Source organism: Streptomyces sp. WAC07094, assembly GCF_036320405.1.
In the GTDB taxonomy this organism is placed as follows: domain Bacteria; phylum Actinomycetota; class Actinomycetes; order Streptomycetales; family Streptomycetaceae; genus Streptomyces; species Streptomyces lannensis.
Map to the genome: position 1 here is coordinate 3,181,140 of NZ_JAVMJZ010000001.1, position 25,509 is coordinate 3,206,648.

22 protein-coding genes and 1 pseudogene are annotated in these 25,509 nt (G+C 70.2%); 15 read left to right on the top strand and 8 right to left on the bottom strand.

All coding sequences use genetic code 11. The features are described from left to right. The first annotated feature begins 48 nt into the window (after nucleotides 1-48). A complete protein-coding gene (locus tag RCR19_RS13890; protein WP_331265438.1) occupies nucleotides 49-678 on the top strand; it encodes a DUF6542 domain-containing protein in 630 nt (209 codons plus the stop codon). A 54-nt stretch (nucleotides 679-732) separates the two neighbouring features. Here RCR19_RS13890 and ppgK read toward each other — a convergent pair whose 3' ends face one another. Both ppgK and RCR19_RS13900 read right to left on the bottom strand, forming a co-directional pair. Further along, a complete protein-coding gene (gene ppgK / locus RCR19_RS13895) occupies nucleotides 733-1,479 on the bottom strand; it encodes a polyphosphate--glucose phosphotransferase (protein ID WP_331265439.1) in 747 nt (248 codons plus the stop codon). Between the two features lie 53 nt (nucleotides 1,480-1,532). Continuing rightward, on the bottom strand, nucleotides 1,533-2,537 hold the full coding sequence (locus tag RCR19_RS13900) for a 4-hydroxy-3-methylbut-2-enyl diphosphate reductase (RefSeq protein ID WP_331265440.1): 1,005 nt from the start codon (nucleotides 2,535-2,537) through the stop codon (nucleotides 1,533-1,535). A gap of 89 nt (nucleotides 2,538-2,626) precedes the next feature. On the opposite strand from RCR19_RS13900, the gene xseA reads away from it, so the two are divergent. Beyond that, nucleotides 2,627-3,835: an exodeoxyribonuclease VII large subunit gene (gene xseA, locus RCR19_RS13905; RefSeq protein WP_331265441.1), complete on the top strand. Its 1,209-nt coding sequence runs from the start codon at nucleotides 2,627-2,629 to the stop codon at nucleotides 3,833-3,835. Between the two features lie 9 nt (nucleotides 3,836-3,844). Then, nucleotides 3,845-4,090, top strand: a complete 246-nt coding sequence (locus RCR19_RS13910; RefSeq protein ID WP_331265442.1) for an exodeoxyribonuclease VII small subunit — start codon at nucleotides 3,845-3,847, stop codon at nucleotides 4,088-4,090. Nucleotides 4,091-4,382: 292 nt separating this feature from the next. Here RCR19_RS13910 and RCR19_RS13915 read toward each other — a convergent pair whose 3' ends face one another. Then, nucleotides 4,383-4,904 (bottom strand): DUF4245 domain-containing protein, encoded by a 522-nt coding sequence (locus RCR19_RS13915; protein WP_331265443.1) that lies wholly within the window; start codon nucleotides 4,902-4,904, stop codon nucleotides 4,383-4,385. 126 nt (nucleotides 4,905-5,030) lie between these two features. Here RCR19_RS13915 and glpX point away from each other — a divergent pair, with 126 nt between their 5' ends. Next, complete coding sequence (gene glpX, locus RCR19_RS13920) at nucleotides 5,031-6,065, top strand: class II fructose-bisphosphatase (RefSeq protein WP_059129104.1); 1,035 nt, start codon at nucleotides 5,031-5,033, stop codon at nucleotides 6,063-6,065. Nucleotides 6,066-6,297: 232 nt separating this feature from the next. Here glpX and RCR19_RS13925 read toward each other — a convergent pair whose 3' ends face one another. Further along, complete coding sequence (locus RCR19_RS13925) at nucleotides 6,298-6,669, bottom strand: WhiB family transcriptional regulator (RefSeq protein WP_331265444.1); 372 nt, start codon at nucleotides 6,667-6,669, stop codon at nucleotides 6,298-6,300. A gap of 162 nt (nucleotides 6,670-6,831) precedes the next feature. Next, a complete protein-coding gene (locus RCR19_RS13930; protein WP_331265445.1) occupies nucleotides 6,832-7,533 on the bottom strand; it encodes a DUF1707 domain-containing protein in 702 nt (233 codons plus the stop codon). Between the two features lie 364 nt (nucleotides 7,534-7,897). Between RCR19_RS13930 and RCR19_RS13935 the strand changes: the two genes are divergently transcribed. The 5 genes from RCR19_RS13935 to RCR19_RS13955 all read left to right on the top strand — a co-directional run bounded on the left by RCR19_RS13935 (nucleotide 7,898) and on the right by RCR19_RS13955 (nucleotide 15,954). Further along, nucleotides 7,898-9,565 carry a fumarate hydratase gene (locus RCR19_RS13935; RefSeq protein ID WP_331265446.1) on the top strand — a complete coding sequence of 556 codons (1,668 nt, stop codon included), beginning with the start codon at nucleotides 7,898-7,900 and terminating at the stop codon, nucleotides 9,563-9,565. Nucleotides 9,566-9,794: 229 nt separating this feature from the next. After that, complete coding sequence (locus RCR19_RS13940) at nucleotides 9,795-11,180, top strand: class II fumarate hydratase (protein ID WP_331265447.1); 1,386 nt, start codon at nucleotides 9,795-9,797, stop codon at nucleotides 11,178-11,180. A gap of 82 nt (nucleotides 11,181-11,262) precedes the next feature. Next, a complete protein-coding gene (locus RCR19_RS13945) occupies nucleotides 11,263-11,955 on the top strand; it encodes a DUF402 domain-containing protein (protein WP_331265448.1) in 693 nt (230 codons plus the stop codon). A gap of 274 nt (nucleotides 11,956-12,229) precedes the next feature. Further along, a complete protein-coding gene (locus tag RCR19_RS13950) occupies nucleotides 12,230-14,347 on the top strand; it encodes a SpoIIE family protein phosphatase (protein WP_331265449.1) in 2,118 nt (705 codons plus the stop codon). A gap of 143 nt (nucleotides 14,348-14,490) precedes the next feature. Beyond that, the gene (locus RCR19_RS13955) at nucleotides 14,491-15,954 is read left to right on the top strand and encodes a catalase (protein WP_331265450.1); all 1,464 of its coding nucleotides are present in this window, start codon (nucleotides 14,491-14,493) and stop codon (nucleotides 15,952-15,954) included. Between the two features lie 50 nt (nucleotides 15,955-16,004). On the opposite strand, the gene RCR19_RS13960 is transcribed toward RCR19_RS13955, so the two are convergent. Beyond that, nucleotides 16,005-18,344 (bottom strand): transglycosylase domain-containing protein, encoded by a 2,340-nt coding sequence (locus RCR19_RS13960; protein WP_331265451.1) that lies wholly within the window; start codon nucleotides 18,342-18,344, stop codon nucleotides 16,005-16,007. Nucleotides 18,345-18,582: 238 nt separating this feature from the next. Between RCR19_RS13960 and RCR19_RS13965 the strand changes: the two genes are divergently transcribed. The 5 genes from RCR19_RS13965 to RCR19_RS13985 all read left to right on the top strand — a co-directional run bounded on the left by RCR19_RS13965 (nucleotide 18,583) and on the right by RCR19_RS13985 (nucleotide 23,482). Next, nucleotides 18,583-19,515: an SPFH domain-containing protein gene (locus tag RCR19_RS13965; protein ID WP_331265452.1), complete on the top strand. Its 933-nt coding sequence runs from the start codon at nucleotides 18,583-18,585 to the stop codon at nucleotides 19,513-19,515. Continuing rightward, nucleotides 19,512-19,793, top strand: coding sequence for a hypothetical protein (locus tag RCR19_RS13970; RefSeq protein WP_331265453.1), 282 nt, complete (start codon nucleotides 19,512-19,514; stop codon nucleotides 19,791-19,793). The genes RCR19_RS13965 and RCR19_RS13970 overlap by 4 nt, the downstream gene beginning before the upstream one ends. A gap of 94 nt (nucleotides 19,794-19,887) precedes the next feature. Then, nucleotides 19,888-20,412: a PadR family transcriptional regulator gene (locus tag RCR19_RS13975; protein WP_331265454.1), complete on the top strand. Its 525-nt coding sequence runs from the start codon at nucleotides 19,888-19,890 to the stop codon at nucleotides 20,410-20,412. Then, the gene (locus tag RCR19_RS13980) at nucleotides 20,409-21,098 is read left to right on the top strand and encodes an ABC transporter ATP-binding protein (RefSeq protein ID WP_331265455.1); all 690 of its coding nucleotides are present in this window, start codon (nucleotides 20,409-20,411) and stop codon (nucleotides 21,096-21,098) included. Before RCR19_RS13975 ends, RCR19_RS13980 begins: the two co-directional genes overlap by 4 nt. Before the next feature lie 86 nt (nucleotides 21,099-21,184). Then, nucleotides 21,185-23,482 (top strand): ABC transporter permease, encoded by a 2,298-nt coding sequence (locus RCR19_RS13985; RefSeq protein ID WP_331269431.1) that lies wholly within the window; start codon nucleotides 21,185-21,187, stop codon nucleotides 23,480-23,482. Between the two features lie 73 nt (nucleotides 23,483-23,555). Here the strand turns inward: RCR19_RS13985 and RCR19_RS13990 are convergent. Both RCR19_RS13990 and RCR19_RS13995 read right to left on the bottom strand, forming a co-directional pair. Beyond that, nucleotides 23,556-23,747, bottom strand: a pseudogene (locus tag RCR19_RS13990) (hypothetical protein); the annotation flags it as partial. A 61-nt stretch (nucleotides 23,748-23,808) separates the two neighbouring features. Next, complete coding sequence (locus RCR19_RS13995) at nucleotides 23,809-24,795, bottom strand: LysR substrate-binding domain-containing protein (protein WP_331265456.1); 987 nt, start codon at nucleotides 24,793-24,795, stop codon at nucleotides 23,809-23,811. 158 nt (nucleotides 24,796-24,953) lie between these two features. Here RCR19_RS13995 and RCR19_RS14000 point away from each other — a divergent pair, with 158 nt between their 5' ends. Continuing rightward, nucleotides 24,954-25,508 carry a peroxiredoxin gene (locus RCR19_RS14000; RefSeq protein WP_331265457.1) on the top strand — a complete coding sequence of 185 codons (555 nt, stop codon included), beginning with the start codon at nucleotides 24,954-24,956 and terminating at the stop codon, nucleotides 25,506-25,508. The last annotated feature ends 1 nt before the right edge of the window (nucleotide 25,509 follow it).

The following is a 25,509-nucleotide window of genomic DNA, read 5'->3' on the forward strand; positions in this document are numbered from 1 at the left end:
GCGTGTCTGAACGGTCATTCCACACATAAACCGACCTAAGTTGGTCCAGTGGAGCAACACAGGACGCGACCCCCTCACGACGGACCGCGACGCGGTGCGCCCCTTCCCCCACAGGGCCGACGGGACCCGGCCGCGCCCGCGCGGCCCGGTCCGGCCGCCCGGCCCGGCGGCCCCCCAGCAGGGGCCGGCCCCTCCGTGGCGCGTCAGGCCGACCACGGCGACATGCAGCGGCGGCCGACACCTGCGCGACGGAACGCCCCGCCGCCCGTCCCGCCGGTACGGCGCCTGCCCGGCCCCCGGCTCACCGGGCTGGGCGGCGGGTTGTTCTGCGCCGCCGTGATGCCGGTGATCGGCGCTGTCGACCGGCTGCTGTTCGACTCGTCGCTCACGCTCTACGGCGTCCTGTTCCTGCCGGTGGCCGCGCTGACCGCGCTGTGGGTGCGGGTCGGCGACCTGGTGGCCGCACCCGTGTCGGTGCCGATCGCCTTCGCCATCGGTCTGCTGACCGTCGCCGACGGGGGTGACGGGCTCAGCGGTCATCTGGTCGGGCTGGTCACCGGGCTCGCCACGCAGGCCGGCTGGCTGTACGGCGGGACGCTCGTCGCCGGTGTCATCGCGACCGTACGCAGGATGAGGATGCTGCGCCGCCGGGCGGCACAGCGCCGCCGGACGGCGTGACCCGACCGTCCCGGCCCCGCACCGCCGGACGGTCCGAGCGTCCCGCCGCAGCGGTCACTCCTGCTTGGCGGCTCGCATCGCCGCGCCCACGATTCCCGCGTTGTTCTGGAGCTGGGCCGGGACGATCTCCGCCTTGATGTCCTCGATCAGGGGCAGGAACCTCTCGGACTTGCGGCTGACGCCTCCGCCGATGACGAACAGCTCGGGCGAGAACAGCATCTCCACGTGCGCGAGGTACTTCTGCACCCGGCGGGCCCAGTGCTCCCACGTGAGCTCGTGGTCCTCCTTGGCCTTCGTGGACGCGCGCTTCTCGGCGTCGTGCCCGTTCAGCTCCAGATGACCGAGCTCCGTGTTCGGGACGAGTACACCGTCCACGAACAGGGCGCTGCCGATGCCCGTGCCCAGTGTCAGCACGATGACGGTGCCCCGGCGGTCGCGGCCCGCGCCGAACTCCATCTCGGCCACGCCCGCCGCGTCCGCGTCGTTGAGCAAGGTCACCGCGAGCCCGCCCAGCCGCTCGCTGAACAGGGCACGCGCGTCCTTGTCGATCCAGCTCTTGTCGACGTTCGCCGCAGTACGGATCGTGGAGCCGCCGGTGACGACCCCGGGGAATGTCACGCCGATCGGTCCCGTCCACCCGAAGTGACCGACGACCTCCTTCACCCCGTCGGCCACCAGGTCGGGCGTCGCCGGGTGCGGGGTGAGCACCTTGAAGCGCTCCTCCACCAGGACGCCCCGCTCCAGGTCCACGGGAGCGCCCTTGATTCCGGATCCACCGATGTCCACGCCGAAGATCTGCATGGGCACCACGGTACGGCGTACGGGCTACGGGTTCTTCCCGATCTTCGAGGCCGTCAGTTGTCGCCGGTGGCGTCCGGGCCCAGCTCGGCGGCCTCCGCACGCAGGTCCCGCCGGAGTTCCTTGGGCAGCGAGAAGGTGATCGACTCCTCTGCCGCCTTGACGATCTCGACGTCCTCGAAGCCCCGCCCGGACAGCCACTCGAGGACCTGCTCGACCAGGACCTCAGGGACCGAGGCACCCGAGGTCACCCCGACCGTGGACACGCCCTCCAGCCACGCCTCGTCGATCTCGTCGGCGAAGTCCACGAGGTACGCCTCCTGCGCACCCGCGAGCTTGGCGACCTCGACGAGCCGCTTGGAGTTCGAGGAGTTCCGGGAACCGACCACGATCACCAGGTCCGCCTCGGCGCCCATCTGCTTCACCGCGAGCTGGCGGTTCTGGGTGGCGTAGCAGATGTCGTCGCTGGGCGGGGAGATCAGCTGCGGGAAGCGCTCCTTGAGGGCGTCGACCGTCTCCATGGTCTCGTCGACGGAGAGGGTGGTCTGGGAGAGCCAGACGACCCTCGACGGGTCGCGCACCTCGACCTTGGCGACGTCCGCGGGGCCGTCCACGAGCTGGATGTGGTCGGGCGCCTCGCCGGAGGTGCCGATGACCTCCTCGTGGCCCTCGTGCCCGATCAGGAGGATGTCGAAGTCCTCATCGGCGAAGCGGACGGCTTCCTTGTGGACCTTGGTGACCAGCGGGCAGGTCGCGTCGATGGTGGCGAGCCTGCCGCGCTTCGCCTCTTCGTGGACCGTGGGCGCGACGCCGTGGGCGGAGAACATGACGATGTTGCCCGGCGGCACCTCCTCCGTCCGTTCGACGAAGATCGCGCCCTTCTTCTCCAGGGTCTGCACGACGTACTTGTTGTGGACAATCTCGTGGCGGACGTACACGGGGGCCCCGTACTGCTCCAGGGCCTTCTCGACGGCGATCACGGCACGGTCGACACCAGCGCAGTAGCCCCGGGGGGCGGCGAGCAGAACACGGCGGCCAGGCGAAGCGGTCATGCGCACCATCGTAAGGCCGTGTCCGGGCCCGCAGATCGCCTCCCCGGGGAGAGGTTGTGCCGACCGGCGATGTCGGTCCGGGCCGTTACCCTCGGCGCATGGCTGTCAACACGTCCGCGGAGTCACCGCTGCCCGTCGGTGAGGTGTCGCGGCTCATCGGCGGATGGATCGACCGGCTCGGAGCCGTGTGGGTCGAAGGACAGATCACGCAGCTGTCGCGGCGGCCCGGCGCCGGGGTCGTCTTTCTGACCCTGCGCGATCCGTCGTACGACATCTCCGTCGGAGTCACCTGCTACCGCCAGGTGTTCGACGCCGTCGCCGATGTCGTCAGCGAGGGCGCCCGCGTCATCGTCCACGCCAAGCCCGAGTGGTACGCCCCGCGCGGACAGCTCTCGCTGCGTGCCGCGGAGATACGGCCCGTGGGCGTGGGCGAGCTGCTGGCGCGGCTGGAGCAGCTGAAGAAGTCGCTGGCCGCCGAGGGGCTGTTCGCCGCCGAGCGCAAGAAGCCGCTGCCCTTCCTGCCGCAGCTCGTAGGGCTCGTCTGCGGCCGGGCCTCGGCGGCCGAGCGGGACGTGCTGGAGAACGCACGGCACCGCTGGCCCGCCGTCCGCTTCGAGGTGCGCAACGTCGCCGTGCAGGGGGTGCACGCCGTGCCCCAGGTCGTCCAGGCCGTGAAGGAGCTGGACGCGCTGGACGAGGTGGACGTGATCATCGTGGCCCGCGGCGGCGGCAGCGTGGAGGACCTGCTGCCGTTCTCCGACGAGCAGCTCGTACGGGCGGTGGCTGCCTGCCGCACTCCCGTGGTGTCGGCCATCGGACACGAGCCGGACAATCCGCTGCTGGACCACGTCGCGGATCTGCGCGCCTCCACCCCGACCGACGCCGCCAAGAAGGTGGTGCCCGACGTCGGCGAGGAGCTGCAGCGTGTGCACGCGCTGCGGGACCGGGCGCGGCGGTGCGTACTGGCGTTCGTCGAGCGCGAGGAGCGAGGACTGGCCCATGCGCTGGCGCGGCCCTGCATAGAGGATCCGCACCGCATGGTCGACGAGCGGGCCGAGCAGGTGGCCGCGCTGGTGGACCGCAGCCGGCGCACGCTGAGGCATCTGCTGGACCGGGCCGAGTCGGAGCTCACGCACACCCACGCACGCGTGGTGGCGCTGTCGCCGGCCGCGACGCTCCAGCGGGGCTATGCGGTGCTGCAGAGGGCCGACGGGCACGTGGTCCGGGCGCCGGAGGAGGTGTCGGCGGGCGAGGCGCTGCGGGCGCGGGTCGCCGAGGGCGAGTTCACGGTACGGGCAGAGATCTAGGGTGGGCGCATGACCGGCAAGACGGACGAGGCACTCGGGTACGAGCAGGCACGGGACGAGCTGATCGAGGTCGTACGGCGGCTGGAGGCCGGGGGCACGACGCTCGAGGAGTCCCTGGCGCTGTGGGAGCGGGGCGAGGAACTGGCCAAGGTGTGCCGGACGTGGCTGGAGGGAGCCCGGAAGCGGCTGGACGCGGCGCTCGCCGAGGACCGGGAGGACGCGGACGACGACGGGGGCGCCGAGGGCTCCGGGTGACCGTGTCGGCGGTTTGTGGCGTCGGCCGCGGGGGCGGCCCCTGCGAGCGGTGTGATGTCACGCATCACGGGCTCGTTGATTGAAGTTTGAACTTAATGGGGTTAGCGTTCACCTCGCAGGGGCTCATCGCCGAGCCGACGACCCGTCCGGACATCGAGGTCCGGAGTTCGACCGGGGCGTCGCCGTGGCCGAGCAGACTGCGCACACATGAGGAGGCCCCCGCCGATGACGCCGGGGCCCTCCTCATGTACCGGCCCGTGCAGGGCCGCCGCGGAGCACGGCCCCGCGGCCGTCACCCGGTCTTCAGCGACTGGGCCATCTTCGTCAGCTGCGCGAACGACGCCGTCCCGGCCACCACGGTCGTGGAGCCCTTGTCCTTGAACACGAGCGCGTCGTAGCGGCCGCCCGTGTAGTGCTGCCAGGTACGGCCGCCGATGTTCTGGGTCACCTCGGTCCCGTGTCCGCCCTGACTGGCCTCGTCGATGAAAGCGGACGGCTTCTGAGTGGACTGCTCGATCGCCACGTACTGACCGGTGGGGTCCTGGAAGCCGAGGTGCCAGGCGTCGAACGGCTCGCCCTGGAAGCGCACCGAGGTGGCCTTCCAGGTGCCGGGCAGGCCTTCGGGCGCCGCCACCGGGTAGGCCGCCGCGCGACGAGCCGTGAGCAGCTCGACCCGGTAGTCGACCCGCTGGAGATCGGGAGCGTGGTCGTCGTGCGGGAGGAAAAGGTAGATGACACCCGCCATCAGCCCGATCACACCCAGGGAGAGAAGCATGCCCCGGACCGTCTTCTGCTTGCCGTTCGTACCTGCCACGCCCCTATCGTCGCAGGTACGACGGTCCGCTCATCCGTGGGCCCCCCTGCTCATTTTGTCTGCCCGGCGATAGAGTCGTGGGCACACCCTCATCCGGCCGTCGTCGTATCAGAAAGGTGCGCTCCGATGACCGAGAATCATCATCTGCCGTCCGAACTCGAAGTTCCCTCCGAGGCACCCGACCGCAACCTCGCCCTCGAACTGGTCCGCGTCACGGAGGCCGCCGCAATGGCCGCCGGCCGCTGGGTCGGCCGCGGGGACAAGAACGGAGCCGACGGCGCCGCGGTGCGCGCCATGCGCAACCTCGTCCACACCGTGTCGATGAACGGCATCGTCGTCATCGGCGAAGGGGAGAAGGACGAAGCCCCGATGCTCTTCAACGGGGAGCGGATCGGCGACGGTACCGGCGCGGAGTGCGACATCGCCGTCGACCCGATCGACGGCACCACGCTCACCGCCAAGGGCATGCCGAACGCCATCGCGGTGCTGGCCGCCGCCGACCGCGGCACGATGTTCGACCCGTCGGCCGTCTTCTACATGGACAAGCTCGTCACCGGGCCCGAGGCGGCCGACTTCGTCGACATCGACGCCCCGGTCTCGGTGAACATCCGCCGAGTCGCCAAGGCCAAGCGGTCCGCGCCCGAGGACGTCACCGTCGTCATCCTCGACCGGCCGCGCCACGAGAGTCTCATCAAGGAGGTCCGGGACACCGGCGCACGTATCAAACTGATCTCGGACGGCGATGTGGCCGGCTCGATCCTGGCGCTGCGCGAGGGCACCGGCATCGACCTGCTGCTCGGTGTCGGCGGCACACCCGAGGGCATCATCTCGGCCTGTGCCGTGAAGTGTCTGGGCGGCACCATCCAGGGCAAGCTGTGGCCCAAGGACGACGAGGAACGGCAGCGGGCGATCGACGCCGGGCACGACCTCGACCGGGTGCTGACCACGGACGACCTGGTCTCCGGCGAGAACGTCTTCTTCGTCGCCACCGGCATCACCGACGGCGAGCTGCTGCGGGGGGTGCGCTACCGCTCCGAGACCGCCACGACCGACTCGATCGTGATGCGCTCGAAGTCCGGCACCGTCCGCCGGATCGACTCGGTGCACAAGCTGAGCAAGCTGCGTGCGTACAGCACGGTGGACTTCGACCGCGCGCAGTGATCGCGGCCCGGCTCGCCGGGCGGATCAGGTCGGGGGCGCCCTCGGTGCGGAGAGGGCGCCCTCCGCCGTATCCGGGGGCGGTGCGCGGGCGGTGAAAGCCCGACCCGGACGCGGAAGGCGTGCCGGGAGTCCGGCCGCGCCCAGGGCCTGCGTCGTCGGGCCCACCGCGCGCTTCCACCCCGGGCCCGCCCTCGGCGCGCCCGCCGGCCGATGGGCCGCCGCCCGCGCGCTCCTAGCCGGCCGCGGCTATCGTCCCTCGTGCGGCCTGCTTGAGCTCCATGTCCCGGCGCCGGCGCCGGGCGAGGACCACACGGCGCTCGGCGGCCGTGAGACCGCCCCAGACCCCGTACGGCTCAGGCTGGACCAGCGCGTGTTCGCGGCACTCCACCATCACCGGACAGCGCGCGCAGACCCGCTTGGCCGCCTCCTCGCGGGACAACCGGGCCGCGGTGGGCTCCTTGGAGGGGGCGAAGAACAGGCCGGCCTCGTCCCGCCGGCACACCGCCTCCGTATGCCACGGGGCGTCCTGGTTCCTGTCCCGCACCGGCACTCGCTGGTGCGGGATGGCAGCGACCTGCAGGGACGAATGCGGCGGTTGCAGCACGGTCTACTCCTGACGACGGCTTCGCGAGCGAGAGACGATGCAGCAAGGCCTACCCGCTGTGCGCACGCCTATGCACTGCGTCCCCAACGGCTGCTGATGCAGGGGGTGTTCACGACATGGGGAAACGTCCGTCCGGACGGGGACGCGCGCGAGGCACAAGAGTCAGCGGTCGAGGTGCCTGCGCAGAGCCTTGTCGACCTTGTCCGACACACGGTCCAGGATGTCGGCGACCAGCTTGCCCCGCTTGGGCCGCGCCTCCACGTTCCCGAGCACGGCAAGTCCGTCCACATGGACGACGGGTGCGTTCTGCTCGCCGGAATCGAGGGGACTCACCTCGAAGTTGCCGAGGACGGCGCCGCCGGTGCCGCGCAGCGTGATGTTCTCCGGGACACGGATCGTCACATCGCCGAAGACCGAGATCGCCTTGATCACGACCTGCTGGTACTCGAAGATCGCCTCGCTGAGGTCGATCTCGACGCTGCCGAAGATCGCGTAGGCGTGCAGCCGGCGGCCGGGACGCCAGCGGCCCTTGCGCATGGCGCTGCTGAAGACCGCCACCACGTTCGCGTCGGGCTCGGCAGGCACCGTGCCCGGGGCGGGGCGCCCCGGTGGGGCGTATGCCGCGGTGGTGCGGCGCGCGTGCGCCGCGGGCAGATCGCGGACGAACAGGTCCAGCTCCCCGACCGTCTTGGCGTTCAGCACGCCCTCGACGCGCTCGGCGTGCTCCTCCGCCGTGAGGCGCCCCTCGGCGAGGGCGTCGCGCAGGATGTCGGCGATGCGGTCACGGTCGGCGTCCGAACAGCGCAGCTCGGTCGCGGGCACGGGCCCGCGGCCCGTCGGGGCAGGGCTCTTGTGAAGGTCCACGGCAGCAGCGTACCGAAACGCGATAGATCGCGACTACCCCCCGGCACGCCCTGTGGAGAACCCGCGGGCCGGACCGGCACCCTCCGCCCGGCCGACTGAGCCTTACCTCACAGGTTCACCGCGAGTGCCAGGTTCTACGCTGGTGAGCGCTGCCAACGGAGGCCAGCCACGGCGAGTGAGCCGAGGGACGCGCCTGCGCTGGGAGACCGAGGTCCCCTGCTCGAGCAAGGCGAGAGCCCGGGGAAGCGCGCCGAAGCCCGACACGCAGGAGCCGGGTGCGGCCGGTCGCCCGGCACGGGTCCACCGCGCCCCGGAGGTGCACCGAGCCACGAAAACACGGCCTGTCTAGTGAGGAATGGGCGAGATGCCTGAGTTCGCGTACACCGATCTGCTCCCGACGGGAGAGGACACCACGCCGTACCGGCTGGTGACCTCCGAGGGCGTCTCCACCTTCGAGGCCGACGGGCGTACGTTCCTCAAGGTCGAGCCGGAGGCGCTGCGCAAGCTCGCCGAAGAGGCGATCCACGACATCCAGCACTATCTGCGGCCCGCGCACCTCGCCCAGCTGCGGCGCATCATCGACGACCCGGAGGCGTCCTCGAACGACAAGTTCGTGGCGCTGGACCTGCTGAAGAACGCGAACATCGCCGCGGCGGGCGTGCTCCCGATGTGCCAGGACACCGGCACGGCGATCGTGATGGGCAAGCGCGGTCAGCAGGTCCTCACCGGGGGCGAGGACGAGAAGGCCCTCTCCCACGGCATCTACGACGCGTACACCCGGCTGAACCTGCGGTACTCGCAGATGGCTCCGCTCACCATGTGGGAGGAGAAGAACACCGGCTCCAACCTGCCGGCGCAGATCGAGCTCTACGCCACGGACGGCGGCGCCTACAAGTTCCTGTTCATGGCGAAGGGCGGTGGCAGCGCCAACAAGTCGTTCCTCTACCAGGAGACCAAGGCCGTCCTGAACGAGGCCTCCATGATGAGGTTCCTGGAGCAGAAGATCCGCTCCCTCGGGACCGCCGCCTGCCCCCCGTACCACCTGGCGATCGTCGTCGGCGGCACCAGCGCGGAGTACGCGCTGAAGACCGCCAAGTACGCCTCCGCGCACTACCTGGACGAACTGCCGAGCGAGGGCTCCGAGCTGGGCCACGGCTTCCGGGACAAGGATCTCGAGGAGAAGGTCTTCGAGCTCACGCAGAGGATCGGGATCGGGGCGCAGTTCGGCGGCAAGTACTTCTGCCACGACGTGCGCGTGGTGCGCCTGCCGAGGCACGGCGCGTCCTGCCCGGTCGCCATCGCGGTCTCCTGCTCCGCCGACCGCCAGGCCGTCGCGAAGATCACGGCCGAGGGCGTCTTCCTGGAGCAGCTCGAGACGGACCCGGCGCGGTTCCTGCCGGAGACGACGGACGAGCACCTGGAGCAGGACGGGGACGTCGTCCGCATCGACCTGAACCAGCCGATGGACGACATCCTCGCCGAGCTGACCAGGTACCCGGTGAAGACGCGGCTGTCGCTGTCCGGACCGCTCGTCGTGGCGCGCGACATCGCGCACGCCAAGATCAAGGAGCGGCTGGACGCCGGCGAGGAGCTGCCGCAGTACCTGAAGGACCACCCGGTCTACTACGCCGGTCCCGCCAAGACCCCCGAGGGCTACGCGTCGGGTTCCTTCGGCCCGACGACGGCCGGGCGCATGGACTCGTACGTGGAGCAGTTCCAGGCGGCGGGCGGCTCCAAGGTGATGCTGGCGAAGGGCAACCGGAGCAAGCAGGTGACGGACGCGTGCGCGTCGCACGGCGGCTTCTACCTCGGTTCCATCGGCGGCCCGGCCGCCCGCCTCGCCCAGGACTGCATCAAGAAGGTCGAGGTCGTCGAGTACGAGGAGCTCGGGATGGAGGCCGTCTGGAAGATCGAGGTCGAGGACTTCCCCGCGTTCGTCGTCGTGGACGACAAGGGCAACGACTTCTTCCAGGCACCCGCCGAGCCGCCCACCTTCACCCGGATCCCGGTCCGCGGCCCCGGGCTCGCGTAGTACGCCGGGGCGGGGACGGTTCCGCTCCCGCCACCCCGTCCTTCCCCTGGCCGGCGGTCCGTCCGCCGCGCCGGGGGACGGCCGACCGCCCCCGCGGGCACCCGGCTCCCGCCCCTTCCGACGAGCGCTCCCGGAAGGGCCGTCGCCCCTCGGCCGCGAGGGCGCCGGATCACCCGCACGTCCGGCTCCACCGCGGAACAACCGCACCCGGTGCCGCGCTGTACCGGACATGAGCGAATACCGCATCGAGCACGACTCCATGGGTGAGGTACGGGTCCCCGTCGACGCCAAGTGGCGGGCGCAGACCCAGCGCGCCGTGGAGAACTTCCCCGTGTCCGGACAACGGATCGAGCGCGCGCACATCGAGGCGCTCGCACGGATCAAGGGCGCTGCCGCCAAGGTGAACGCGGAGCTCGGCGTGCTCGACAAGGACATCGCCGAGGCGATCCGGGAGGCGGCCGCCGAGGTCGCCGAGGGCCGATGGGACGAGCACTTCCCCGTCGACGTCTTCCAGACCGGTTCGGGGACCTCGTCCAACATGAACACCAACGAGGTGATCGCGACTCTGGCCACCGAGCGGCTCGGCAGGGACGTGCACCCCAACGACCACGTGAACGCCTCCCAGTCGTCCAACGACGTCTTCCCCTCCTCCCTCCACATCGCCGCGACCGCCGCCGTCGCCCGCGACCTCGTCCCCGCTCTTGAACACCTGGCGGCCTCCCTGGAACGGAAGGCCGACGAATTCGCCGACGTCGTGAAGGCGGGGCGCACCCACCTCATGGACGCCACACCGGTCACACTCGGACAGGAGTTCGGCGGATACGCCGCGCAGGTGCGATACGGCGTCGAACGGCTGAACGCCTCCCTGCCGCGACTCGCCGAGCTGCCGCTGGGCGGCACCGCGGTCGGCACCGGCATCAACACCCCGCCCGGCTTCTCCGCCGCGGTCATCGCCGAGGTCGCCCGGGCCACGGGGCTGCCGCTCACCGAGGCCCGCAACCACTTCGAGGCCCAGGGCGCCCGGGACGGCGTCGTCGAGACCAGCGGGCAGCTCAGGACCATCGCGGTCGGACTGACGAAGATCGCCAACGATCTGCGGTGGATGTCCTCCGGGCCCAGGACCGGACTCGCCGAGATCGCCCTTCCCGACCTGCAGCCGGGGTCGTCGATCATGCCCGGCAAGGTCAACCCCGTCGTCCCCGAGGCCGTCCTCATGGTCGCCGCGCAGGTCATCGGCAACGACACGACCATCACCACGGCGGGCGCCTCCGGCAACTTCGAGCTCAACGTCATGCTGCCGGTCATCGCCAAGAACGTGCTGGAGTCGATCCGCCTGCTGGCCAACGTCTCGCGGCTGCTCGCCGACCGCACCGTCGACGGGATCGTCGCCCACCGGGAACGCGCCCGGGAGTACGCCGAGTCGTCGCCCTCCGTCGTCACCCCGCTCAACAAGTACATCGGGTACGAGGAGGCCGCGAAGGTCGCCAAGAAGGCGCTCGCCGAGCGCAGGACGATCCGTCAGGTCGTCCTGGAATCCGGGTACGTGGAGCGCGGGGACCTGACGCTGGAGCAGCTCGACGAGGCACTCGACGTCCTGCGCATGACGCATCCGTAGTCGCCCGTCGTTTGACCCGCCCGTGATGCGAACCGTGACGGGGACCGCAGCGTCGTATGCCTGGGGCACCTAATATCTGTGCATGGCAGACGGCGGAGCGGTAGGACGGACGGAAGCGGGCGGATCGGCGACGCACTGGGCCCCGGGGGATCAGATTCTCTGGCGGTACCGGGAGAACGGCGGCGAACGCTTCCACATCGCTCGCCCCGTCACGGTCGTCAGGGACGACGAGGAACTGCTCGCGGTGTGGATGGCTCCCGGCACCGAGTGCGTGAAGCCCGTCTTCACCGACGGCACGCCGCTGCACGCCGAACCGCTGGGGTCCCGCTACACCAGGCGCCGGACCGTGCAGCTCGACCGCTGGTTCGGAACCGGCGTGCTCAAGCTGGCGCGTCCCGGCCGGCCCTGGTCGGTCTGGCTGTTCTGGGAGCCCGGCTGGCGGTTCAAGAACTGGTACGTGAACCTGGAGCAGCCGCTGGTCCGATGGGCCGGCGGTGTGGACTCCGAGGACCACTTCCTCGACATCTGCGTCTATCCGGATCGCAGTTGGGGCTGGCGGGACGAGGACGAGTTCACGCAGGCCCAGCGGGACGGGCTGATGGACTCCCGGCTCGCCGAGCGCGTACGGGCCGCGGGACGGTCCGCGGTGGCGGTGATCGAGGCCTGGGGGGCGCCGTTCTCGGACGACTGGCAGCACTGGCGGCCCGATCCGTCCTGGCCGGTGCCGCCCCTGCCGCGGGACTGGGACCGTACTCCCGCGTACATGACGTCATGAGACCCTTGTTGCGCCCCCGCGGTACAACCGTAGGATCGTCCTCCGCAAGGGCACACAACAGCAACTCCCGCAGAATGCGCTGGGCTTGACCGAACGTCACCGAGGGGCGGCAGGACGTGAGCGAGGGGTACGAGGACCACACCGGGACGGCGCGCCCGACCCGTGGATCATGTACGGCGGGTGACCGTACGGGAATTTCGTTCCTGGGACACGTATTCCGGGTATCGGCTTCTCGGCGGGACGAACTGCACGCGCGGCGCGCAGCCCCGGACGGATGGACTCGACACGCGTGACGGAGCACCCGACCTCCCACAAGAGCCCGCAGCAGGGCGTCGGCCCTGCGGACCCCCGCGGGGCGCTCCTGCGTACCCCGGAACCGCTGCCCACCCCGCCCGCCACGGCTTTACCGGCACAGACCCGGGCGGGCGGCGAGGCGCCGTCGTCCGGTCCGCTGTCCTGCGCGAAGCAGGGTCCGCCGGGCAACCCCGGTGGCACCTCCTCCCCGTTGCCCGCGACGGGCGGCTCCGAGCACTCGCAGCCGGCCGCCGAGGAGCCGGGCACGCACCGGCCGCGCCCGGTTCCGGAGGGCATCCCGGCGCAGCCCGGCGGTGAGCAGGACCGTGTGTCCGCGCCCCCCGGCGGCAAGGACCGGCGCACCGGCCAGAGCCCGATGCCGCACGGCCCCATGCCCATGCGGCGTGACGGGGACCGGCTGCGTTTCGTGGGCGCCGCCACCCGGCGGATCGCCCGCGGCATCGACCTCGACGAGATCGTGATGGGGCTGTGCCGGGCCACCGTGCCCACCTTCTCCGACGCGATACTCGTCTATCTGCGCGATCCGCTCCCCGTGGGCGACGAGCGGCCCACCGGACCGCTCGTACTGCGCCTGCGGCGCACCGACCGGATCCCGCAGGAGCGGGATCTGGAGGACGGGATCCTTCCGGTTCCGGTACCGGAGAGCTCCGGCCTGGTGGCCCTGAGCAGCGAACTGTGCGAGGTACGGCCCGGCGGTGCGCTCGCCGAGGTGCTGCGGGGGGTCCGTCCGGTCTTCGCGGACGCGCCCGCCGCCCGCGCGGCGCTGCCCGAGCTGCTCGGCGACGACACCATGGTCCCCGCGGGCCAGCGGGCGATCCTCGCTCCGCTGCGCGGCCGCCGCAGGGTCATCGGCGCCGTGCTCTTCCTGCGCCGCCCCGACCGGCTGGCGTTCGAGGCGGACGACCTGCTGGTCGCCGCGCAGCTCGCCACGCACAGCGCGCTCGGCATCGACAAGGCGGTGCTGTACGGCCGTGAGGCGTACATCGCCGACGAACTGCAGCGGACGATGCTGCCCGAGACCCTGCCGAACCCGACGGGTGTCCGGCTGGCGTCGCGTTATCTGCCGGCCGCAGAGACCGCCCGTGTCGGCGGCGACTGGTACGACGCGATCCCGCTGCCGGGCAGCCGCGTGGCGCTCGTGGTCGGCGACGTCATGGGCCACTCCATGACATCCGCGGCGATCATGGGCCAGCTGCGGACGACCGCCCAGACACTCGCCGGGCTCGATCTGCCGCCGCAGGAGGTGCTGCACCACCTGGACGAGCAGGCCCAGCGGCTCGGCACGGACCGCATGGCCACCTGCCTGTACGCGGTGTACGACCCGGTCGCGCACCGGATCACCATCGCCAACGCCGGCCATCCCCCGCCGGTCCTGCTGCACCTCGGCGGCCGGGCGGAGGTGCTGCGGGTCCCGGCGGGCGCGCCCATCGGCGTGGGCGGGGTGGACTTCGAGGCCGTGGAGCTGGACGCACCGGCCGGCGCGACCCTCCTGCTGTACACCGACGGCCTCGTCGAGTCGCGGCTGCGGGACGTGTGGACCGGCATAGAACAGCTGCGGGAGAAGCTCGCCGCCACCGCCCAGCTCACCGGCGCCGATCATTCGCCGCCGCTCGAGGCGCTGTGCGACGAGGTGCTCGACATGCTCGGCCCGGGCGACCGCGACGACGACATCGCGCTGCTCGCCGCCCGCTTCGACGGGATCGCGCCGAGTGACGTCGCGTACTGGGTCCTCGATCCCGAGGACGCGGCCCCGAGCCGGGCCCGGCGGCTCGCCCGCCGTGCGCTCGCCCACTGGGGCATGGAGGAGCTGACGGACTCGGTGGAGCTGCTGGTCAGTGAGGTCGTGACCAATGCGGTGCGCTATGCGTCGCGTCCCGTCACGCTGCGGCTGCTGCGCACCGATGTGTTGCGCTGCGAGGTGGGCGACGACGTTCCGCAGCTGCCGCGGCTGCGGCAGGCCCGCGCCACGGACGAGGGCGGCCGCGGTCTGTACCTGGTCAACCGCCTGGCCCGGCGCTGGGGTGCGACCCGGCTGAGCACCGGGAAGGTGGTCTGGTTCGAGCTGAACAGGGGCTGAGCGGCAAGGACGGGCCGAGCGGCAGTAGAACGATGCCGGTCTTGGACTCAGTCCAAAAGTTGCCAACCTCCCGTCGTAGGAGTTGACTGCTGGGGTGAGCGAAGCGACCTGACCGACCCCTTTTGTACGACGGGAGGACGCTCGTGACGCAGGCACCCCAGTCGGTTCCCTACACCACCAGCAATGCGGGTATCCCGGTGGAGAGCGACGAGCACTCGCTCACCGTCGGCCCCGACGGCCCGATCCTGCTCCAGGACCATTACCTCATCGAGAAGATGGCCCAGTTCAACAGGGAGCGGGTACCGGAGCGGGTGGTACACGCCAAGGGCAGTGGCGCGTACGGAACCTTCGAAGTCACCAACGATGTCAGCCAGTTCACCAAGGCCGACCTGTTCCAGCCGGGGAAGCGCACCGAGATGCTCGCACGCTTCTCCACCGTCGCCGGTGAGCTCGGCTCCCCGGACACCTGGCGCGACCCGCGAGGTTTCGCGCTGAAGTTCTACACCCAGCACGGCAACTACGACCTGGTCGGCAACAACACACCGGTCTTCTTCGTCCGTGACTCGCAGAAGTTCCAGGACTTCATCCGCTCCCAGAAGCGCCACCCGGTGACCGGGCTGCGCAACAACGACATGCAGTGGGACTTCTGGACCCTGTCCCCCGAGTCCGCGCACATGGTGACGTGGCTCATGGGCGACCGGGGCATCCCGAAGACGTACCGCAACATGAACGGGTACTCCTCCCACACCTACATGTGGGTCAACGGCGGCGGCGAGAGATTCTGGGTCAAGTACCACATGAAGACCGACCAGGGGATCGACTTCCTCACCCAGGAGGCGGCCGACGAGCTGGCGGGCAAGGACGCCGACGTGCACCGCCGCGATCTGTACGAGGCGATCGAGCGCGGCGACCACCCGTCCTGGACGATGTACGTCCAGGTGATGCCCTTCGACGACGCGCCGGACTACCGGTTCAACCCGTTCGACCTCACCAAGGTGTGGCCGCACGGCGACTATCCGTTGATCGAGGTCGGCCGGATGACGCTCGACCAGAATCCGGAGGACTACTTCATCCATATCGAGCAGGCCGCGTTCGAGCCGTCCAACATGGTGCCGGGTATCGGCCCGTCCCCGGACAAGATGCTGCTCGGCCGGCTCTTCTCCTACCCGGACACGCACCGCTACCGGATCGGCCCCAACTACGCCCAGCTGCCGCCCAACCGGCCTCGTGTGGACGTGCGCTCCTACGCCAAGGACGGCCCGATGCGCTACGAGCCCGCGCGCACCGCGCGGCCGTACGCCCCGAACTCCTACGGCGGACCGGCCGCGGACGTCCAGCGGTTCGGCGACCCGGCCGGCTGGCACACGGCGGGCGAGATGGTGCGGGAGGCCTATCGGCTGCACCGCGAGGACGACGACTTCGGCCAGGCGCACACGATGGTCCGCCAGGTCCTGGACGAGGCGGCCCGCGACCGGCTGGTCTCCAACGTCACCGGGCACCTGCTGCAGGGCGTGAGCCGCCCGGTCCTGGACCGTGCGCTGCAGTACTGGCGCAACATCGACAAGGAGATCGGCGACCGTATCGCCCACAACGTCAACGGCGGCTGACGCACAGCACACGAGGGAGCCCGGTGAACCGTCCACCGGGCTCCCTCGTACTACTGCCCCCCGTTAGGGTCGAGCGGGATCTTCGGGGTGCTCGGAGGCGTGGTCTTCGGAGGTGCCGGCGGGGTCGTCGTCGGCGGCTCGGACGTCGGCGGCTGGGTGCCCGGAGTCGTGGCGGGCGGCGTCGTCGGCGGCTCGGACGTCGGCGGTGCGGTGGTCGGCGTCGACGGCGGGCTCGTGGTCGGCGACTGCGAGAGGGTCGGCGACAGGGTCGGCTGGACCGCGGCGCCCTGCGTGGTGTCCAGGTCGAACTTGGCGACCTCGCCCATCGCGTCGAAGGTGTAGGCCGCCCATATCTGCGCCGGGTAGCCACCGCCGTTGATACGGCCGGGAGCCGGGAGCAGGCCCGTGGCGCCCTGGAGGGTGACCTGGGCATGGGTCTTGGCGTCCTCACCGAAGAGGCCGACCGAGGTGACCAGGTTCGGCGTGAAACCGGTGAACCAGGCCGACTTGTTGTTGTCGGACGTACCCGTCTTGCCCGCCACCTGCTGGCCGTCGCGCGAGGGGTTGTCCCGCACCGACACCTTGGCCGTACCGTCGTCGACCACGCCGGTGAGCACCGAGGTCACCGTGTCGGCGGCCTCGCGGCTGATCACCTGGTCGCCGATCGGGTCGGGCATGGTGACCGTGCGGTCCTTGTGCTCGGCCGACTTGATGATCGCCGGGGTGACCTTCCTGCCGTGGTTGTCGAGGGTCGCGTAGATTCCGGCCATCTCCAGCGGGCTCGCGCCCATACTGCCCAGGGTCTGCGCGGGCACGGCCTGCATGCCCTTGGTGTCCATGCCCAGGTCGCCGGCGACCTTCATCACGTTGTCCATGCCGACGTCCACGCCCATCTGCGCGAAGACCGAGTTCACGGACTGGTTCATCGCCTTCTGGACCGTGATGTCGCCGTAGTCCTGGTCGTCCTCGTTCGGCGGGGCGAAGGCGATCGCGCTGCCCTTGACCGGACGGCCGCTGGTGCCGTCGTAGATCGTGTTGGCGGTGATCGCCCGGTCGTCCTGGGTCTTGGCCTGCTCGTCCACGGCGGCGGCGAGTATCAGCGGCTTGAAGGTGGAGGCGGGCTGGTAGTCGCGGCGGGTGGCGTTGTTGGTGAAGTGCTTGAGGTAGTCCACGCCGCCGTACATGGCGAGCACACGGCCCGTCTTGGGGTCGACGGACACGGCACCGGGCTGGACGTCGCCGTCGACCGAGCGCTTCTTCGGGTTCAGCTTGCTGGTCAGCTTGTCCTTGACGGCCTGCTCCAGCTGGGCCTGCTTCTTCTTGTCGATGTTCACGGTGATGGTCCAGCCGCCCGACTTCACGAGCGCCTCGGCGTCACCGATCGAGGCCGCGGTGCCCTGGGAGACGAGCTGCCTCTCCAGGGACGCGTTGGCCGCGTCCACCAGATAGCCGGTCTGCCCCTCCATGCCGGGCGCCCCCTTGGGCGCCTTCGGCACCGGGAACTTCATGGCCGTGCGCTTGCCCGCGTCCAGCCAGTGCTGGCCCACCATGTTGTCGAGCACGTAGTTCCAGCGGTTCTGCACCAGCTTCTTGCCGGTGTCGGTGGCGACGGCCCAGTCGTACTGGCTCGGCGCCTGGAGCAGCGCCGCCAGATACGCGCCCTCCTCCACCGTGAGGTCCTTGGCGTCCTTGCGGTAGTAGGCCTGCGCGGCGGCCTGGATGCCGTAGGCGCCACGACCGTAGTAGCTGGTGTTGATGTAGCCCGCCAGGATGTACTCCTTGGACTTCTGGCGGTCCAGCTTCAGCGAGATGACCAGTTCCTTCAGCTTGCGCGTGACGGTCTGGTTCTGGTTCAGGTAGTAGTTCTTGACGTACTGCTGGGTGATCGTCGAACCACCCTGCGCGCCCTTGCCCGAGACGGTGTTGAGCAGACCGCGTGCCGTGCCCTTCAGGTCGACGCCCGCGTCCTGGTAGAAGGTCTTGTTCTCGGCGGCGACGAAGGTGTGCTGGACCTCCTTGGGCACCTGGGCGAGGTCGACGTTCTCGCGGTTGACCTCACCGGTGCGGGCGAGAATGCTGCCGTCGCTGTACTTGTAGACGTTGGACTGCAGCTTGGCGGCGGCGTTCCCCGCGGGGATCGGGGTCATCACGTACATCAGGACGAACGCGCCCATGACGAGCAGCACAAAGCCGAACAGCGTGCCGAGGATCGACTTCCAGGTGAAGAACCTGCGTATGCCGCCCTTCTTGTTCTTGGCGGCGCTCGCACGCGCTGCGGCCCTGCCGCCGACCGACGGGGAGCCGACCGTCCGCTCGGCTCCGGACGAGCGCTTGGGCGCCGCGCGGCGGCCACCGCGCTGCCGCGCTCGTCTCTCTTCCGCTCGTCCCATGGGTCGATCCGCTCCGCTTCGTTCTCGTGTGTCACACAGGGGCGTGGCTCGGGTCAGCTCAGAAAACTAACACCACGCGATATGACAAAGGCGCGCCGATCACGCCTTTTGCGGACGTGACAATCAGCACCTGCCCCATCCGAACCGACGATCGAACGGCATGAAAGGTTGTCATGACGGGTAATGTGCTATCACTTAGCTAGAGTCGCGCTAGTGGATGAAACGGGGGATACCACCCATGTCCGTACAAGACGCTTCCGCTGCCGGTGACCTACCGGAGATGCCCTCGCCCCGGGTCCGCGAGTTCGCCGCGCACAGCATCGGCGGCGGGGCGGCGCTGCTTCTCGGGCTCGTCGGACTGGCGCTGGGCGCCTGCCTGATCGCACTGGGGGCGAACCTCGGCTCCGGCTCCGGGGCCGCGCTGATCGTGGCCGGTGTCCTGCTCGCCATATCGGCGCTCATCGCGATGGCCGGCCTGAACACGGTGGCACCCGGCGAGGCCAGGGTCGTCCAGCTCTTCGGCCGCTACCGCGGCACCATCCGCCAGGACGGACTGCGCTGGGTGAACCCGTTCACCTCCCGCACGAAGATCTCGACCCGGGTGCGCAACAACGAGACCGCCGTCCTGAAGGTCAACGACGCCTACGGCAACCCGATCGAGCTGGCCGCCGTGGTGGTCTGGAGGGTCGAGGACACCGCGCAGGCCACCTTCGAGGTCGACGACTACCTGGAGTTCGTCTCCACACAGACCGAGACCGCCGTACGGCACATCGCCATCGAGTACCCGTACGACGCCCACGAGGAGGACGGGCTCTCACTGCGGGGCAACGCGGAGGAGATCACCGAGAAGCTCGCCGCGGAGCTGCAGGCGCGCGTGGAGGCCGCCGGGGTGCGGATCGTCGAGTCGCGCTTCACGCATCTCGCGTACGCGCCGGAGATCGCCTCCGCGATGCTCCAGCGGCAGCAGGCCGGAGCGGTGGTCGCCGCGCGGCGGCAGATCGTCGACGGCGCGGTCGGCATGGTCGAGGCGGCCCTCGCCCGGATCGCGGAGCAGGACATCGTGGAACTCGACGAGGAACGGAAGGCGGCGATGGTGTCGAATCTGATGGTGGTGCTCTGCGGGGACCGGGCGCCGCAGCCCGTGCTCAACACCGGATCGCTCTACCAGTGACGGATCCCTCCGAAGGTCCGGCCCCCCGGCGTCGGCCGCAGCAGCGCAAGCAGGTGCTGCTGCGGCTGGATCCGTCGGTCTACGAGGCGCTCGCCCGATGGGCGTCGGACGAACTGCGCTCGGCCAACGCCCAGATCGAGTTCCTGCTCCGGCGGGCCCTCGCGGAGGCGGGCCGGCTCCCCCGTGGGACGGCACCGATCCCCCGCCGCGGACGTCCGCCGGCATCCGACGACCCCGAGACCCAGACAGGGCGTCCGAACCATGTAGCCGAACCGTGACAAACGGCTCCCACCAGGGAAGACGCGGTCCGGACCAAGATCTATACGCACTGTGTATACGTGGGGTGTATACGCCATGTGTACAGTGCTTGCCATGTCCATCGGTCACACTCTTCTCGGACTCCTGGAGTCCGGACCACGTCACGGCTACGACCTGAAGCGGGCCTTCGACGAGAAATTCGGTCACGACCGGCCGCTGCACTACGGCCAGGTCTACTCGACGATGTCCCGGCTGCTGAAGAACGGCCTCGTCGAAGTCGACGGCATCGAGCCGGGCGGCGGCCCAGAACGGAAGCGCTACGCCATCACCGACGCCGGGGTCACCGACGTTCAGCAGTGGCTCGCGACCCCGGAGAAGCCCGAGCCGTATCTGCAGTCGACCCTCTACACCAAGGTCGTCCTCGCACTGCTCACACACCGCGACGCGGCCGACATACTCGACACGCAGCGTGCCGAGCACCTGCGCATGATGCGGATCCTGACCGACCGCAAGCGCAAGGGCGACCTGGCCGACCAGCTGATCTGCGACCACGCCCTGTTCCACCTCGAGGCCGATCTGCGCTGGCTGGAACTGACCGCCGCACGCCTCGACAAGCTCGCCGAGGCGGTGGCCAAGTGACTCCTCCCCCCGGTTCCCTGCTGACCGCCCAGGACCTGCGCAAGACGTACGGTCCGACCGTGGCCCTCGACGGCGCCGAGTTCTCCATCCACCCGGGCGAGATCGTCGCCGTGATGGGTCCGTCCGGTTCGGGGAAGTCGACCCTGCTGCACTGTCTCGCCGGGATCGTGCCCCCCGACTCGGGCTCGATCCTCTACAACGGCCGTGAGATGGCCGGCATGAGCGACGCCGAGCGCAGCCTGCTCAGGCGCTCGGAGTTCGGCTTCGTGTTCCAGTTCGGTCAGCTCGTGCCCGAACTGACCTGCGTCGAGAACGTGGCCCTCCCGATGCGTCTGAGCGGTACCTCGCGCAAGGAGGCCGAGCGGACCGCCCTGTCCTGGATGGAGCGCCTCGAGGTCGACGATCTCGCCGGCAAGCGCCCCGGTGAGATATCCGGAGGTCAGGGGCAGCGTGTGGCCGTCGCCCGCGCCCTGGTCACCAACCCGCGCGTGCTGTTCGCGGACGAGCCCACCGGCGCGCTGGACTCCCTCAACGGCGAGCGGGTGATGGAGCTGCTGACCGAGGCCGCCCGGTCCACCAACGCCGCCGTCGTGCTCGTCACGCACGAGGCACGGGTGGCCGCGTACTCCGACCGCGAGATCGTCGTACGGGACGGCAAGTCGCGGGACATGGAGCGCGTCGTATGAGCACGCGATCGGGGCGGCTCCCGGCTCACGAGGGTGTCCCCGCCCGAGCGAGGGCGGGAACCCGGGGGAGCTTCCGGGACCTGGCCATGGGTGTCCGGTTCGCCGTCACCGGCGGGCGGGAAGGATGGGTCAGGCTCCTGCTGACGGCCGTCGGCGTCGGACTGGGGGTGGCCCTGCTGCTCCTCACCACCGCACTGCCGAACGCGCTCACGGTGCGGCGCGACCGCGAGGAGGCGCGCCTGGACTACACCTACAGCCAGACGGTCATGCCCAAGGCCGACGACACCCTCGTGATCGCGGACATCGACACGACGTACCGCGAGAAGGACGTGCGTGGACGGCTGATGGAGCCCGAGGGCGCACGGGCACCGCTTCCGCCGGGGGTGGACGGGTTCCCGGCGGTGGGCGAGATGGTCGTCTCCCCCGCGCTGAAGGAACTCCTCGCCTCCGGCGGCGGGAAGCTGCTGCGGGAGCGGCTGCCGTACCGGATCGTCGGGACCATCGGCGAGAGCGGGCTCATCGGCTCGGCCGAACTCGCCTACTACGCGGGGGCGGACGGTCTCGCCACGAAGATCGACGGCTCGTCGGTGGCCCGGATCGACCGCTTCGGCAATCCGAACCCGACGACCGAGCGGTCTGACCCGGTGCTGGTCCTGCTGTCCCTCGTCGTCTTCGTGGTGCTGCTGACCCCGGTGGCCGTGTTCATCGCGGCGGCCGTGCGGTTCGGCGGTGAGCGGCGCGACCGCAGGCTCGCCGCACTGCGGCTGATCGGCTCCGACGGCGGGATGACCCGGCGGATCGCCGCGGGCGAGGCGCTCGCGGGGGCTCTGCTCGGCCTGGTCCTCGGGGCCGGGTTCTTCCTGGTGGGACGTCAGGCGGCGGGATCGGCGGTGGTCCTCGACGTCAGCGTGTTCCCCAGCTATCTGAACCCTTCGCCGCTGCTCGCCGTGCTCGTCGCGGTCGCGGTCCCGGCGGCCGCGGTGCTGGTGACGCTGTTCGCGCTGCGCGGTGTCGTCATCGAGCCGCTCGGTGTGGTGCGCACGGCGCGGCCCGCCAGACGCCGGCTGTGGTGGCGGCTGCTGCTGCCGCTGGCCGGACTCGCGATGCTCTACCCGATGATCGGCAAGGGCCGGACCCACGGGGACTTCAACCAGTACCTGGTCACCGGCGGCGTCGTCCTGCTGCTGGTGGGCATCACCGCCCTGCTTCCCTGGGTGGTCGAGACGGTCGTCGCACGGCTCGGCCGGGGCGGTGTCGCCTGGCAACTCGCCGTGCGCAGGCTCCAGCTGAGCAGCGGCACGGCGGCCCGCATGGTCAACGGCATCGCGGTGGCGGTGGCCGGCGCGATCGCGCTGCAGATGCTGTTCGCCGGGGTCGAGAGCGACTACACCAAGCAGTCGCAGAACGATCTCTCGCGGGCGCAGATGCAGGTGAGCCTGCCGAGCGGAGTGGCGGTCGACGCGGCTGCCGCGAAGTTCGGCACCACGCTCGGCGTACGGAAGACCACCGCGCTGTCCGGCACCGGTATCGGCGAGCGCAGCAAGGACCCCGAGATGTCCAGCGACCTCAGCATCGGCGACTGCGCCGCCCTGCGCGAGCTGGCCACGCTGCCCTCGTGCCACGACGGTGACGTGTTCGTGCTGCGGGGCGCCGAGTACGACACCGACACGCCGAAGCTCGTCGCACCGGGCCGGAAGCTCTACCTCGATCCTTCCTACGGAAGCGAGCACAGCGGCGCGGTGGCCTGGACCGTGCCGGCGAAACTGAAGCAGGCCCGGTCGATCGAGGACCCGACGGGAGTGCGGCGCGGCGGGGTCCTGATGACGCCGAGCGCGCTGCCCGAGCGGGCCGGACGGATCGTCACCGGGGTGGTCTACCTGTCGCTCGACCAGTCCGTGCCGGATGTACGCGAGTACGTACGGAACACGGCGGCGAAGATCGACGTGCAGGCGAATCCGATGGTCTGGGCGGCGTCCGAGCAGTCCCACCGGTTCACCTCCATCCGCACCGGGCTGTTCGTCGGCGCCACCTGCGTGCTGGCGCTGATCGGGGCGAGCCTGCTGGTGTCGCAGCTGGAGCAGCTGCGGGAGCGCAAGAAGCTGCTGTCGTCGCTGGTCGCCTTCGGCACCCGGCGCCGCACGCTGAGCCTGTCGGTACTGTGGCAGACGGCCATCCCGATCGCGCTCGGACTGGTGCTGGCGTCGGTGGTCGGCCTGGCCCTGGGGGCGGTCCTGCTGAAGATGACCGCGCAGAGCATCAGCGTGGACTGGGCGAGCGTGCTGTCGATGACGGGTATCGGCGCCGCGGTCGTCCTCGTCGTGACGCTGCTCAGCCTGCCGCCGCTGCTGCGGTTGATGCGGCCGGACGGACTGCGTACGGAGTGAGCGACACCCTGCCGTGCGGGCCCCTCCCCTGACCGGGAGGGGCCCGCACGCGTTCACGGGGCGTACTCCTTGACACCCTGCGGACCTGGGCGAAGAGCATGCCGACGTTCACCGACTTGCGGCACACCACCACCGCGACCACGTCCTGCTGCTCACTCGTCCGCACGAACAGATGGGTGAGGTTCTCGCTGTTGACGTGGATCTCCTGGAAGAAGTGGTTCTCGCTGGAGACACCGCGGCGTTCCTTGAACACGTCCTCGACCATCCCGGGCTGCCCGGAGACCCGGAGCCCGCCGCCGCCCGTTTCCCGCGCGAACCGGGGATTCTCAGTCGTCAGGCCCCAACACCCGTACGGGCAGCGGCCGCAGCGCCTCGCGGAGCGCCCCGGCCAGCTCCTCGTACTCGGCCCCTCGCGCGGCACCCGCGCGCATCGCGAAGGCGACGCGCCGGGACGGGGCCGGATCGGCGAAGCGGCCGGTGCGCAGCCGGCTGTTGCGGGAGGTCTCCACCTGGAGGGCGGTGCGCGGCAGCAGGGTCACCCCGAGGCCGCCGGCGACGAGTTGGACGAGGGTGGACAGCCCGGCGGCGGTCGTGGTCACCGGCGTGCCCACCGCGGGACCCCGCCCCGCCCCGCTGATGCCGCGGCCGGCCTCCCGGCAGATGTCGAGGGCCTGGTCGCGCAGGCAGTGCCCCTCGTCGAGCAGCAGCAGGTTCAGCTCACGCAGGGCCTGCCGGGGGATGCCCTCCCGGCCGCCGAGCCGGTGGTCGAGCGGTGTGACGAGCACGAAGTCCTCGTCGTACAGGGGAAGTTCCACGACACCCGGCACACCGAGGGGGACGGCGAGCAGCAGCAGGTCCAGACGGCCGCTGGTGAGTCCGTCGAGCAGGCTCGCGGTCTGCTCCTCGTGGACCTGCAGGTCGAGGTACGGATAGCGGTCGTGGACGAGATTGAGGACGGCCGGCAGCAGATACGGCGCGACGGTCGGGATCACCCCGAGCCGCAGCACCCCGGTGAACGGAGCCCGGACGGCCTCGGCCTCCTCCATGAGCGCGCCCACCTCCGCCAGCACCGCCTTGGCCCGTACCGCGAGCCGCTCACCGGCCGGCGACAGGAGGACCTTGCGGGTGGTGCGCTCCAGCAGGGTGACGCCGAGGACCTCCTCCAGGGCGGAGACCGCGCCGGACAGGGCGGGCTGGCTCATGCCGATCGCGGCGGCCGCGTCCCGGAAGTGGAGGTGCTCGGCGACGGCGGCGAAGGCGCGCAGCTGGGCGAGACTGGGCTGGCGGCGCCCGTTCGTCCTGGTCCCACCCATTCCCAACCCCCTACCGATAGTGACTGATAGCAGACATCGATCAACTGGTCAGAGTGTAGCTATTTCTTGAATCAATGCACCATGTGCCAGGATCGCAGACGTCCAACCCATGAGAAGCACCTTGTGTTCGTGGTGCTTCTGTGCTGCAAGGAGAGCGTGTGCTCACTGTCGGTGACAAGTTCCCCGAGTTCGAACTGACCGCCTGCGTCTCGCTGGAGAAGGGCAGGGAGTTCGAGGAGATCAACCACAAGACCTACGAGGGTCAGTGGAAGATCGTTTTTGCGTGGCCCAAGGACTTCACCTTCGTGTGCCCCACCGAGATCGCGGCCTTCGGCAAGCTGAACGACGAGTTCGCCGACCGTGACGCCCAGATCCTCGGCTTCTCCGGCGACTCCGAGTACGTCCACCACGCCTGGCGCAAGGACCACCCGGACCTGCGCGACCTGCCGTTCCCGATGATGGCGGACTCCAAGCACGAGCTGATGCGGGCCCTGGGCATCGAGGGCGAGGACGGTTTTGCGCAGCGTGCCGTCTTCATCGTCGACCAGAACAACGAGATCCAGTTCACCATGGTGACCGCGGGCTCCGTCGGCCGTAACCCCAAGGAGGTGCTGCGGGTCCTGGACGCCCTGCAGACCGACGAGCTGTGCCCCTGCAACTGGAACAAGGGCGAGAGCACCCTCGACGCGGTCGAACTGCTGGCCGGTGAGTGAG

Coding starts and splice junctions, on each gene's coding strand:
- RCR19_RS13950 (WP_331265449.1), top strand. CDS start 12,230: ATGGACTCGACACGCGTGACGGAGCACCCGACCTCCCACAAGAGCCCG.
- RCR19_RS13935 (WP_331265446.1), top strand. CDS start 7,898: ATGCCTGAGTTCGCGTACACCGATCTGCTCCCGACGGGAGAGGACACC.
- RCR19_RS13975 (WP_331265454.1), top strand. CDS start 19,888: ATGTCCATCGGTCACACTCTTCTCGGACTCCTGGAGTCCGGACCACGT.
- xseA (WP_331265441.1), top strand. CDS start 2,627: ATGGCTGTCAACACGTCCGCGGAGTCACCGCTGCCCGTCGGTGAGGTG.
- RCR19_RS13940 (WP_331265447.1), top strand. CDS start 9,795: ATGAGCGAATACCGCATCGAGCACGACTCCATGGGTGAGGTACGGGTC.
- RCR19_RS13965 (WP_331265452.1), top strand. CDS start 18,583: ATGTCCGTACAAGACGCTTCCGCTGCCGGTGACCTACCGGAGATGCCC.
- RCR19_RS13945 (WP_331265448.1), top strand. CDS start 11,263: ATGGCAGACGGCGGAGCGGTAGGACGGACGGAAGCGGGCGGATCGGCG.
- glpX (WP_059129104.1), top strand. CDS start 5,031: ATGACCGAGAATCATCATCTGCCGTCCGAACTCGAAGTTCCCTCCGAG.
- RCR19_RS13995 (WP_331265456.1), bottom strand. CDS start 24,795: ATGGGTGGGACCAGGACGAACGGGCGCCGCCAGCCCAGTCTCGCCCAG.
- RCR19_RS13900 (WP_331265440.1), bottom strand. CDS start 2,537: ATGGTGCGCATGACCGCTTCGCCTGGCCGCCGTGTTCTGCTCGCCGCC.
- RCR19_RS13960 (WP_331265451.1), bottom strand. CDS start 18,344: ATGGGACGAGCGGAAGAGAGACGAGCGCGGCAGCGCGGTGGCCGCCGC.
- RCR19_RS13985 (WP_331269431.1), top strand. CDS start 21,185: ATGGGTGTCCGGTTCGCCGTCACCGGCGGGCGGGAAGGATGGGTCAGG.
- ppgK (WP_331265439.1), bottom strand. CDS start 1,479: ATGCAGATCTTCGGCGTGGACATCGGTGGATCCGGAATCAAGGGCGCT.
- RCR19_RS13910 (WP_331265442.1), top strand. CDS start 3,845: ATGACCGGCAAGACGGACGAGGCACTCGGGTACGAGCAGGCACGGGAC.